9 protein-coding genes are annotated in these 12,402 nt (G+C 44.3%); 4 read left to right on the top strand and 5 right to left on the bottom strand.

Translation table 11 applies throughout. The features are described from left to right. The first annotated feature begins 1 nt into the window (after nucleotide 1). Together ACFQ21_RS15040 and ACFQ21_RS15035 are read left to right on the top strand one after the other, a co-directional pair. Complete coding sequence (locus tag ACFQ21_RS15040) at nucleotides 2-3,307, top strand: translocation protein TolB (protein WP_377580090.1); 3,306 nt, start codon at nucleotides 2-4, stop codon at nucleotides 3,305-3,307. Nucleotides 3,308-3,398: 91 nt separating this feature from the next. Beyond that, nucleotides 3,399-4,277: a YicC/YloC family endoribonuclease gene (locus ACFQ21_RS15035; RefSeq protein WP_377580089.1), complete on the top strand. Its 879-nt coding sequence runs from the start codon at nucleotides 3,399-3,401 to the stop codon at nucleotides 4,275-4,277. Nucleotides 4,278-4,446: 169 nt separating this feature from the next. Here the strand turns inward: ACFQ21_RS15035 and lptC are convergent, their stop codons facing one another. The 3 genes from lptC to ACFQ21_RS15020 form a co-directional block, all read right to left on the bottom strand. Next, nucleotides 4,447-4,968 carry an LPS export ABC transporter periplasmic protein LptC gene (lptC, locus tag ACFQ21_RS15030; RefSeq protein WP_377580088.1) on the bottom strand — a complete coding sequence of 174 codons (522 nt, stop codon included), beginning with the start codon at nucleotides 4,966-4,968 and terminating at the stop codon, nucleotides 4,447-4,449. 113 nt (nucleotides 4,969-5,081) lie between these two features. Beyond that, a complete protein-coding gene (locus ACFQ21_RS15025) occupies nucleotides 5,082-6,344 on the bottom strand; it encodes a hypothetical protein (RefSeq protein WP_377580087.1) in 1,263 nt (420 codons plus the stop codon). Further along, nucleotides 6,331-7,047 (bottom strand): type III pantothenate kinase, encoded by a 717-nt coding sequence (locus ACFQ21_RS15020; protein WP_377580086.1) that lies wholly within the window; start codon nucleotides 7,045-7,047, stop codon nucleotides 6,331-6,333. The genes ACFQ21_RS15025 and ACFQ21_RS15020 overlap by 14 nt, the downstream gene beginning before the upstream one ends. Nucleotides 7,048-7,134: 87 nt before the next feature. Here ACFQ21_RS15020 and ACFQ21_RS15015 point away from each other — a divergent pair, with 87 nt between their 5' ends. Both ACFQ21_RS15015 and ACFQ21_RS15010 read left to right on the top strand, forming a co-directional pair. Beyond that, nucleotides 7,135-8,238: an anhydro-N-acetylmuramic acid kinase gene (locus tag ACFQ21_RS15015; RefSeq protein WP_377580085.1), complete on the top strand. Its 1,104-nt coding sequence runs from the start codon at nucleotides 7,135-7,137 to the stop codon at nucleotides 8,236-8,238. A gap of 57 nt (nucleotides 8,239-8,295) precedes the next feature. Next, entirely contained in the window at nucleotides 8,296-9,522 is a 1,227-nt protein-coding gene (locus tag ACFQ21_RS15010; RefSeq protein WP_377580083.1) for a Glu/Leu/Phe/Val dehydrogenase dimerization domain-containing protein, read from the top strand. Nucleotides 9,523-9,550: 28 nt separating this feature from the next. Here ACFQ21_RS15010 and ACFQ21_RS15005 read toward each other — a convergent pair whose 3' ends face one another. Continuing rightward, nucleotides 9,551-10,858, bottom strand: coding sequence for a hemolysin family protein (locus tag ACFQ21_RS15005; protein WP_377580082.1), 1,308 nt, complete (start codon nucleotides 10,856-10,858; stop codon nucleotides 9,551-9,553). 196 nt (nucleotides 10,859-11,054) lie between these two features. Beyond that, nucleotides 11,055-12,377, bottom strand: coding sequence for an aspartate kinase (locus tag ACFQ21_RS15000; protein WP_377580081.1), 1,323 nt, complete (start codon nucleotides 12,375-12,377; stop codon nucleotides 11,055-11,057). Between the last annotated feature and the right edge of the window lie 25 nt (nucleotides 12,378-12,402).

Raw genomic sequence — 12,402 nt, 5'->3', positions numbered from 1 at the left:
TATGATGTTGCGAAGAGTATTACTGGCTGTTCTGCTGCTAACCGTAATCATTACTGCCCCCGTAAAAGCCCAGCAGGCACGGGAAGTATTCGGCAAGAACAGAATTCAATACCGCCAGTTCGATTGGGTATACCTGAGCGGAGAAAATTTTGATGTATATTATTACGATGCCCGTAAAGGTGTTGCGCAGGAAGCACTCGAATACCTCGAAGCTGAGTTCGATCGCATCACGGATATGATCGACTACCCGCCTTACTTCAAAACAAAAGTATTTGTATATAACTCGCTTTCGGATCTGCGCCAGAGCAACATGGGCCTGAACCGTAACACCAACAAGATTGGTGGCGAAACGGAATTTGTAAAGCCCTATATAGAAGTAGCTCATCTGGGTACTGCACAGGAATTTAAAGAAGAACTGCTTTTCAAAATCTCTGAACTGATGGTGAACGAGATGATGTTTGGCGGTAACCTGAAAGATATATTTCAAAGTTCTATACTGATGAGCCTGCCCGAATGGTTCGTAGCGGGTGCATCACAATATGTAGCGAAAGGCTGGACAGCCGAAATGGATGACTATATCCGCCAACTGATGCGTACACGTAAAGCGAAACGTGCAACAAAGCTTTCGGGTAAAGATGCCGCGCTGGTAGGACAGTCCATCTGGAATTTTATTACCGAGAAGTATGGCAAGAGCAGCATGGCCAACATTCTCAACTATACCCGCGTAACGCGTAACGAAGAGAAAAGCATTCAGATAACACTTGGCATCAGCTTCAAGCAGATGTTAACGGAGTGGCAGCGTTACTATTCGGAGATGGAAGCTGTAGTGGCAAAGTCGTACGTGAGCGCAGGCGATTCACTGGTCTTCGAATCTCCAAACAACCGCACAACAGAATATACCACTGTAAAAGTTAGTCCGGATGGAAGACATATAGCATATGCAGAGAACGATCGTGGAAGGTATATTATCAAGATCCGCTCACTCGAAAGCGGAAGAGACAAAACGATTATCTCCGGTGGAAGTAAAGTAATCAACCAACGGGTTGACTACCGGCAGCCGCTCATCGCGTGGTCTGATGCTAACACATTGGGCGTGATCGGTGTAAAGCATGGTGAGTATGTATTCTGGTTATACGACCTGAGCACGAACAGCAAACAGCCACGTGCATTGGAACGCTTCAGCAACATTCGCAGCTTTAGTTTTTCCGGTAACGGCCGCCTGGTAATTCTCAGTGCAGACTTTGAAGGAAAGAGTGATCTGTTCCTGTTAAGTGCACGGAGAGATCGCGTAAGAAGATTAACGAACGATTTGTACGATGATCTTGATCCTACATTTATACCGAACACCAATCGCATCGTATTCTCGTCCAACCGCACAACGGATACCCTGCGCGCCAATGCAAAACCTGAGTTTGGGAAGCTCACCAACAATTATAATCTTTTTGTATTCGATCTTGATAGTTCCAGTCTCTTGCTGAAGCGTGTTACCAATACGCTGAGTAAAGATACAGGCCCTATTGCCAGCGATGAGAATACATTTTATTACCTGAGCGACCAGCGCGGTATCATAAACCTGTTCCGCTATAACAGCACGAACGGTATATATACGCAAGTCACAAACTACGCCAGCAGCGTTAAGAACTATGACCTCAACGTTAACACCGGAACGATGGCCATGGTAATGACGGAGAATCAAAAGCAGCGCATTTATGTAAACCGTTCGTTCAACATTAACCGGCAGGTGTTTACTCCGGCAACCCGCAGAAAAGAATTACAACAGGCGCGTGTGATCCGCGAGAAACGTAAGCAGGAAGAAAATAAAAACATGAGTATAAAAGACCTGCTCAATGCACGTCTCAAAGAATCTCAAAAAGCAAATGATACTACTGCCGCGCCTGCGGACTCTGTAAATATACCTGTGGATACAGTGCGCGCTCAGAGTCAAACAGACTCAATTCCTAACCCAGGAGCAGAGAAAAAGCCGGATGTAGTAAATACCGATAATTATGTTTTTGAAGATGATGTTGTAAAACAGAATCAGCCGAGCGAATCATTCCTGACGCGCTATGCGAAGGCACGCGATAAGAGTAGAATTACAGGTCCTTTCCCCTATGAATCCAAATTCAGTGCCGATAACCTGGTAACATCACTGGTGTGGGACCCGCTGCGGAGTTTAGGACTTCTCATTGAGACACAGATGAACGATATGTTGGAGAACTATCGCTTTATCGGAGGCTTGATGGTGCCGGTTGATTTACAAGGTGGTGATGTATATGGTGAGTTCCAATATTTACCTTCACTCATCGACTTTGGTATACGCTTCGATCGCAAGGCTATACGATGGCAAACCGTTGAGACAGCAGATAACCTCGAGAGCCGTGACTTCAAGTATACACTCAATCGCCTCGAGATAAGCGCTGCGCTTCCTATATCCGATCGTATTCGTTTTACTATAAAACCATTTGGTGCTATAGCACGCTCGCTCGATCTTGGAGAATCTGATTTCCCTTCTGCCCCTCCATCTGCAGAACCGGTTACGAATTACTACGCAGGTGTTCGTTCAGAGTTGGTGTATGATAACTCCGTTACTACCGGGTTGAACCTGATTGAAGGTAGTCGCGGTAAGATCAGCTTCCAACATCACCAGGGATTGAACAATCAGGATCTGAGCTTTACACAGGTATCTGCAGACTTGCGTCACTATCAACAGATCTATAAGGAGATTGTGTTGGCGGTGCGTGGTTATGCCGGTACGTTCTTCGGTAACTCACCGAAAGTATATATGCTCGGTGGTATGGATAACTGGATTGCCAATAAGACACGCTATACCGGAACTACAAGCAAAGGACAACCGAACCCGCTCGGTGTAGCTTCGGCTAACCAGGATATACTCTTCATGGAGTATGCCACCAACCTCCGCGGTTTTAACTATGGAACGTTGTTTGGTAACAGCGTAATGATGTTCAACGCAGAGTTACGGGTGCCGTTAATCCGTGCGCTGGTAAACGGACCGATCTCTTCCAACTTCTTTAGAAATATGCAGTTCACTGCGTTCTATGATATTGGTACAAGCTGGTCTGGCTCACCTCCATTCTCATCCAACAACAGTGTAAGCTATAATGTTATTACACAAGGCCCGTTCCAGGCAGAGATCAAGAACTATCTTAACCCGTGGTTATATAGCTATGGCGTAGGCTTGCGTACCATGCTGCTGGGATACTATATTAAAGGCGATCTGGCGTGGCCGGTTGAAAACTATAAAGTGGGAAGTCCGAAGCTGCACGTTACACTCGGATTTGATTTCTGATTGGTATATACAGATATCACTGGAGTCTGCTATCTTGCAGACGTTTAAGGGAACGGACAGAATCCGTTCCTTTATTTTGTAACTTCATTCTATGATAAAATCCATGACAGGTTTTGGTCAGTCAGCCTACGATGATGGCCGGCTGCAAATTGGTGTTGAGATCAAAAGTCTTAACTCAAAATTTCTTGACCTGAACTTACGACTCCCTAAAATTTTTGCAGAGCGCGAAATAGAAATCAGAAACCTGATAAGCGAAAAACTTGAGCGCGGCAAAGTTTCCATTGTTATCGATTATCAGCGATATGGAGATGAGTCGATGAAACAATCGTACAACGAAGCGTTATTTGTTTCATACTACCAGGAGTTGAAGCGACTTGCTGATCGCGTCATTGCACCACACGATAATTTGTTCCAGTTGGCGCTGAACTCTCCGGATGTAATTCAGAGCAACCTGAAGGAAGAATCGAACGATGATGAGTGGAACAAGATAAAAACACATTTACTCGAAGCTATACAGAAGTGCGACCAGTTCAGAAAAACTGAAGGAAGCGTGCTGGAAAAAATGCTGAAAGAATGTATAGGTGTAATTGGTGAAGAGTTGAAAAAAGTAGAAGTGCTCGACCCGAAACGTGTACAACGCATTCGCGAACGCCTGAAAGGAAATGTAGTTTCGTTCTTTGGTGAAGAAGGTTTTGATACCAACCGCCTGGAGCAGGAGATTATATTCTATATCGAGAAGCTTGATATCAATGAAGAAAAGGTGAGGCTGAAATCACACCTTGATTACTTTATACAGATACTGAACGAGAAACAATCCAACGGAAAGAAACTTGGATTTATATCGCAGGAGATAGGTCGTGAAATAAACACCATCGGTTCAAAAGCCAACGATGCGGAAATTCAGAAGCACGTGGTAACGATGAAAGAAGAACTCGAAAAGATCAAGGAACAACTCAATAACGTTCTTTAGTTTTTTGCCGATATCTATCGGGGCGGATAATCGCAGATATTTTGTAGCACATAAGTTATAGTGAAGCAACTATCACTTATGTGCTCTTACTTTTACAACTATAGTATTAGTGGCAGAGTATATTGCTGTGTTTTTTCTGTCCCGATAGTTATCGGGACGAAACCAAAATCTACTCGTTAACCTCGAGCTCGCCCTCCGGATGAGTGATTACATAATCAGAAAGATCCTGTTTCGCAGTCAATCCTTGTCCATAAATAACATCTCCCTGCTGACGGATAGTAACGAATTGCTCTGTGAAAATGCGCTGATCATCAGGCTTCCAGAAAAGTTCTTCGGTGTTAAGCTGTTCATTCTTGGCAACATTCTTTACTTCTACTTTTCCGCGACCGCGCCACTGATCCTGCTCTTTGAAATAGTAAGCATGATTCGCGCGCAACGTTGATTCCAGTTTTTCAAACTCATCATAAAACTCCATGTATATACCCTTCGGAAATTCGCGATCGCCATTCTGAAATTCGTATACCAGTTCAGCCTGCATTTTTACCTTGATGTTGTTGTTCTCGGTATAAAACATTTCCATGTTCTCAACTTCGCGCAGCGGTCCGGTATATTCTACAGGCTCTTTGATCTCCTGTTTGCCGCAGGCCATCACCAGAACCGGGAGTATTAGAAGCAGTAAATATCGTCTCATAAAAAATCTCATCATTCAAAAACGTATGATCGATACGGTCGTCACGTTTTATATAAAGTTAAAAGGCCACAGCATTAACCATGGCCTTTTACTTCTATCTTTTTTCGCAGCGATCAATCAAACTTGCGTTTAATAAACCACTGGTCGTTAAAGGTTATACCAAAGTATATTTTAAAGTAGTTCTCTTCCAGTATATTCTCATTCCTGTTACCCCGCTTACCTACTTTAGCTGCCAAATTCAAATTTGAGCGACCGGCCGGCAACGAGAGCCCAAAATTAATGCCATAGTCTTTCACGCTATTGCCATTCGCCAGAAAAGGATATTGTTCCATACTTACCCCGAGGCGATAGGTGAGGCGCTTCAGGTAACTGCCGAGTGCGAGTGGATCTGGCGTAATTTCACCTCCCAGTGCAGCACGCCACGATTCCTGTAAGCCTGTGTTGTCATCTGCATTCACACTGCTGAAGTTTGACCAGTTCTGGTACGAAAGCTCAGTTGCTACAGACCATTTCAATCCTCTGCTTAATGAAACTCCCAACGTAAGTGCTCCCGGTATTTTTATTTGTCCGTGGGCGTTGCTGAGTTCGCTTGATTCAATGGTATCGCCGGCAACCGTAGTGCGGTAAAATTTGTCAGTAACTTTTGTTTTCAGGCTGGTCTTCATGTCATACATAGCACCAACACTGAATCGATAATTTTTCCCCCAGAGTGAATCGCGACTGAACGAAAAACCTCCGCTGAAATTAAAATCAGAAACTGATGATTTATTTTCTACTGATACTATATAAGGGATTACATCAGGACCTGTGAGTTGGTTGGAATAAACATTTTCAATCGGACCGAACAGATACGTTGCCTTTAAACCGATGCTGATCTCTTTTGTCAAGCGTATACCGTTAGACCAGTATAATTGTGTTAAACCTCCGGTGCCGCTTTCTCTTAACTCATATGGAGTACCGTCTGAAAGTGTAGTATCTCTTTTTACTTCGTAATCGACATTGGTATAGGGCATCAAGCCGATAGACGTTGTCCACTTGGTAACTTTTACCGGGAACGCCATCGCGAGGTAATTCATATTACCGCCTGAATTTTTTTCGCTGCCCTGGCTGTTGCGAATTGTTCTGCGCTCACCAACTATACCTGCCTCAAAAACAGTAAGTGTGTTGAATACCAGCAATGCCGGGTTTTGATTATTGAGATACCAGTACTGCGGCTGACTTATACCCGTACCCGAGCCTTGGTTATGAACCAACGCATCACCGTAGCGTTCGCCTATCCCAAACGTTGTGAATGGTGAACGTGCTGCCTGGCCCCGAACTTCTGCTGATGCAATGATGACAAGAGACAGTAAAAAAAACTTCTTAACGACTGACATTATGTAATAAAATGCTGTTTAACCCGCTGAGAACCAGTTCAGGGCTCGCAAATATGGACGCTTTAAGTTTGTTTTCAAAAAAACCTGTATCACCCCCGCACAAAATCACCTTTAAACCGTCAAATTTCTCAGAATACCTGCGAATAATCCCTTCAATTTCTTCTATCAAACCAAAAATAGCTCCGCTCTGCATGCACGTTTCGGTACTGTTACCGATTAATGCGGCATCGGCTACTGCATGCACTAACGGTAAACGTGCAGTGAACGTATGCATGGCATCGAAGCGCATCTTCAATCCTGGCGAAATACTGCCGCCATGATAATTACCCTGCGCATCAACAAAGTCGTACGTGATGCACGTGCCCGCATCAATCACCAGGCAATTTGTTGCCGGAAAAATCTGTTGCGCTCCACATACTCCCGCGATCCTGTCTACTCCCAACGTCTGCGGGGTGGCATATAGATTTTTTACCGGCAAGGGTAATGTGTAGTGAAGAATAAATTTCTTCTTCGCGGTTGTCCATGACCCTACTGTATGGGCATCCGTGTTCACTGAGCTTATGATGAAATGATCGGCCGGAAAGTTTTGTAGAAAATCTTTCAGTGCCTCTTCTTCGCGGAAGACACGCTTGTCAGTCAGTGTATGGTGATCAAAAATCCCTACCTTGGCAGACGAGTTTCCGTAATCGACAACTATATTCATACAGTGTATCTGTTAGCCATAATCGGTTAATGTTACAATGTCGGTAAGGAACCTGTAGTATACACACGAATTACCTTTACACGTAACATGGCACGGACAACAGAACCCAAAAATATGGATTCAAAGAACAACTATAAAGTTATCGGACTGATGTCGGGCACTTCGCTTGACGGACTCGATATTGCGTATTGTAAATTCAGCAAAACAGAAAAGGGCTGGCAGTATGTTATCGATAAGGCAACAACGCTGAAATATCCGGCAGCATGGATTACCAAACTTTCTTCAGCACAAAATCTTTCAGCAGAAGAATTGGTTGCGCTCGATGTAACGTATGGAAAATTTTTGGGCAAAGCCTGCGCTGATTTTATAAGCAAGCATAAGCTGAAGGTTGATTTTATTGCGTCACACGGTCACACTATATTTCATCAGCCGGGTCGTGGCTTTACGTTTCAGTTAGGGAATGGTCAGGCACTGCACGCTGCGTGTGGCCTCCCCGTGGTATATGATTTCAGAAGCCTGGATGTGTTGTTAGGAGGAGAAGGTGCACCGCTCGTACCGGCTGGCGATAAATTTCTTTTCAGTGAGTATGATGTTTGCCTCAACCTTGGTGGCATTGCGAATCTCTCGATGGATATTAAAGGAAAGCGCATCGCATACGATGTGTGTTTTATGAATATGGGTTTGAACTACCTGGCTTCCAAAGCCGGTAAAAGTTTTGATGCACATGGCGCAATGGCAAGTGATGGAACAGTACACACTCCGTTGTGGAAGGCTCTTGCGAAAATATATAGTGGTCTTCGCAAGAAAAGACCATCGCTCGGCAGAGAGATGTTTGAAAAACAGATCAAGCCATTGCTGGATGATGAATCAATTCCATTGAATGACAGACTCCGGACGTTCACAGAATCATCTGCGGCTGAAATTGCCAGTGTTATTATGAGTAGTAAAGAAGCCGCAAAAGTGTTGTGTACCGGTGGAGGTGCTTTTAACTCATTTTTTGTTTTACGCTTGCTGGAGTTATGTGGCGATCATGCAACGCTCATCATTCCGGAAGAAGATGTGGTGAAGTTCAAGGAAGCATTGGTGTTCGGGTTTTTAGGCATGCTTCGCCTGCGCAACGAAGTAAATTGTTTGAGTAGTGTTACCCATGCCTCGCGAAATAGTTCTTCCGGTTTAACCGTTGGCTTTTAGTACTTTGATGATTATTCTTGCGGCTGAAATATATACTTCAATCCAACCTGCATTTCAATGAAAGAGCTTCTGCACAAGTTTGAGAACAAGCGCCCCGAGATTGTATTTGAATGGAAAGACAGCGAGACAGAAGCGGAAGGCTGGGTAGTAATTAATTCACTACGCGGAGGTGCAGCCGGTGGCGGTACACGCATGCGCAAAGGTCTTGATAAGCGTGAAGTAGAATCGCTGGCCAAGACAATGGAAGTTAAATTTACCGTATCAGGTCCACCCATAGGAGGAGCGAAGTCCGGTATAAATTTCGATCCGGCCGATCCGCGCAAGCAAGGCGTATTGCAACGCTGGTATGCAGCTGTGATGCCACTGTTGAAATATTATTATGGCACCGGTGGTGATTTGAATGTAGATGAAATTCATGAAGTAATTCCGGTAACAGAAGATGTAGGTATATGGCACCCGCAAGAAGGTGTATTTACCGGACACTATAAACCAACGGAAGCGCAAAAGGTAAATCGTATAGGACAGCTGCGCCAAGGTGTGGTGAAAGTGATAGAAGATGAGCAATACTCACCATCGCTTAAAAAGAAATATACCGTGGCCGATATGTGTACAGGCTACGGTGTAGCGCAGGCTGTAAAACATTACTATGAACTTTGGGGCGGTGCTTTACAAGGCAAGCGTGCTGTAGTGCAGGGATGGGGAAATGTAGGTGCCGCTGCCGGATTTTATTTAGCACAGCTGGGCGTAAAGATCGTTGGTATAATCAGTCATGACGGTGGCGTTATAAACCAGGCTGGTTTTACGCTGGAGGAGATACAGCAGCTGGTTGTAAATCGCCAGGGCAACAAACTCATATCACCGGATATACTTCCGTTTGATATAGTTAACCAGAAAATATGGGATCTCGATTTCGAGATATTTATACCGGCAGCAGCTTCACGCCTTATTACCAAAGAACAGGTTGACAGAATGTCGTCATCGCTGGAAGTAATTTCGTGTGGAGCTAACGTTCCGTTTGCTGACCCCGAGATTTTCTTCGGAGCTACCGGACTCTATGCCGATCAGAAATTTTCAGTGATCCCCGATTTTATAGCGAACTGCGGCATGGCTCGCGTGTTTGCTTTCTTCATGGAAAGCGAAGTGAAGATGGAAGATGCTGCTATATTCAGTGATATAGCGCAGACCATTCGCACTGCACTTGAAAAAACGCATAGCGTTAACAGGCAAAAGACCGGTATAGCACAGGCTTCATTCGAAACAGCACTGCGACAACTCGTAAAATAACACGTAGGAAAGTAAGAGTATTGCGTGGTTAATCCACCGCAGTATTGTCTTCGTCTGGCAGTAATTTCAGATCGACCAGTTCCGGCAGCGTCTGATTCATTTTTACAATACGTATAGCATAACCACCCAGGTTAAACTCGGCACCTTCGCGCATATCTAGTGGGTTGTGCGAAAGTAGTAAACCCGCTAGCGTATCGTAATCTTCCGATTGCGGAAAAGGTTTGTCCAGCATCTTGTTTATATCGTGTATAGAAGATGTAGCGATAACGTGATATGTATCGCCCGCCTCGGTTACGATTTGAGCTTCATGGTCGTGCTCGTCCTGAATTTCACCAACAAGTTCTTCGAGTATATCTTCCAGGGTAACAATACCAATCGTTCCTCCATACTCGCTGATCACAATAGCCATCTGTACTTTCTTCTTCTGGAAATCGCGAAGCAGGTGGTCGATGGGTTTATTCTCGGTTACGAAATACGGCTGCGATACAATTTCGCTCAGCGTTTTGTTTGTCTTATTGATGTAGTGATGAACTATATCTTTCGAGTGAACAACACCCTTGATCTCGTCCAGGTTATTGTCATATACCGGGTAACGCGAGTAGCCTTCTTTCATTACCAGCTGAATGGCATTGTCTAACGAAGTGGAAGCATTTATACCCGAGATTTTTATACGCGGCACCATAACCTGTTTCACGATGCGATCGTCAAAGTCAAATACGTTTTGAATCAGTTCGCGCTCGTTACTTTCTATAGCTCCACCTTCTTCACTTTCGGCAATGATCAGCTTTAATTCTTCTTCCGAGTGAATCTCTTCATGTTCGCCTACCGGTTTTATGCCGAATAACCTCAGAATGAAATTAGCAAAGCCGTTAAGCAATGCTATAAAAGGTTTGAATACAAAATGGAATATCTGTAAAGGAACAGAAACTGCAAGTGTTGTAGGTGTAGGATAGCGTATAGCAATCGACTTGGGTGCGAGTTCACCAAATACGATGTGCAGAATGGTAAGCGTAACAAAGGCTACTGGTATGGCTATACGGTGGGCCATGGCTTCTGTTATGGTAAGGCCAAGACCGCTTATAACGCTAAGTATAATTTTGGAAACAACATCTTCACCAACCCAACCTAAACCGAGACTAGCCAGTGTTATACCAAGCTGTGTTGCGGCCAGAAATCCATCCAGATTATCGATGATAGTTTGTGCCGCTTTCTTGCGGGCGTTGCCTGCCTGAAGGGCAATTTGAGATGATCGGACTTTTACAATAGCAAATTCTGCTGCTACGAAAAAGCCATTCAGAAACACCAAAAACAGAGTTAGAAAAATATCGAAGACCATTTACCGCAATGCTGCTAAAAACTCAAAGTTAACGGATTGCATTGTTCCTATCAGAACTATTTTAAAAATTCTGTTTTTTGGGCGCTAAAGCGGTTTTTTGAGGGTACAACGGAGCCGGGAGCGGCTTAATGGCGATTTTTTAAATAAACCCCGCTCTTTTTCAGGATGCTAAAAAGAGCGGGATTAAAGGAGGTGTTTACTTCAGGCCGAACAATCCTTCATTGAGAAGGTTGAGTGCTTTTTCTTTGTATTGTTTGTCAACCAGCACCGTTACGTTGTTGGGACTTCCGCCACTGCAGATCATGCGCAAGGGTATATCTGCCATGGCTTCGAAGATTTTGTTCAGCATTCCTTTCTGCTCTGTGATTTTGTTACCTACAATACAGATAATGGTTTGATCTTTATCTACCTCTATCGAACCGAATTTCTTCAACTCATTTTCGATGGAAGCAAGATGCGTGTTGTTGTCGATCGTCAATGATACAGCAACTTCAGAAGTTGTTACCATATCGATAGAAGTTTTGTGGTTTTCGAATACTTCAAATACTCTGCGCAAGAAACCATACGCCATCAGCATGCGTGACGATTTGATGTTGATAGCGGTGATACCATCTTTCGCCGCGATCGCTTTGAAAGAACCTTCGGTACCTTTGCTGGTGATGATTGTGCCAAATGCTTTTTCATCCATCGTGTTCTTCAGACGCACCGGTACATTATACTTCTGTGCAGGTACGATGGTTGAAGGGTGGAGGATTTTTGCTCCGAAGTATGCAAGTTCAGAAGCTTCATCGAACGTAAGTTCTGAAATCGGTACAGTCTTCTTAACAATGCGCGGGTCATTGTTGTGCATGCCATCTATATCGGTCCAGATCTGTATTTCTTCAGCACGTATAGCAGAACCTACCAGTGATGCCGTATAGTCGCTGCCACCACGCTTCAGGTTGTCGATCTCGTTACGATGGTTGCGACAAATATAGCCTTGTGTAATGATGATCTCTACATTGCTAAGTGAGCTCAACAGAGGCTTGAGTCGCTCGGAAATTTTTTCGAGTTCAGGCTCTTCGTTTTCATCAATAGACATGAAGTATAACGCAGGAAGTAGACGCGCGCTGATCTTGCGCTCCTGCAGGTGCTGATAGAATAATTCCGTTGAGAGCAGTTCACCTTGTGCCAGTAACTCGCGATAACTTTTGTTATCGAACTGGCCTGCTGCAAGCAGACGGATAAAAATAAAAAAGCGGCTTACAATCTCCTGTCCTATAGCCAGGAAACCTTCACTGCTATATAATTCTTTGATGAACGTGAGGTAGTGCTTTTCAAGATCGCTGATAACTTCTTCCGCCTTTGCCTTTTGTCCTGCCAGTAAATGATCACCGATCGAAACCAACGCGTTGGTTGTACCGGATAATGCAGACAGAACAACAATCTTTTTACCGGGTGTACTCGTTACGAGGTCGGCAATTTTTTTCATGCGTTCAGGCTTCCCTACCGAGGTGCCTCCGAATTTCATTATGAGCATAAGCGTGCGTTTTTATAAAGCGGGC

This window comes from Ohtaekwangia kribbensis, assembly GCF_042676245.1.
Lineage (GTDB): Bacteria > Bacteroidota > Bacteroidia > Cytophagales > Cyclobacteriaceae > Ohtaekwangia > Ohtaekwangia kribbensis.
Note: the sequence above shows the minus strand (reverse complement) of the source record. Positions and strands in the feature narration are given on the sequence as shown.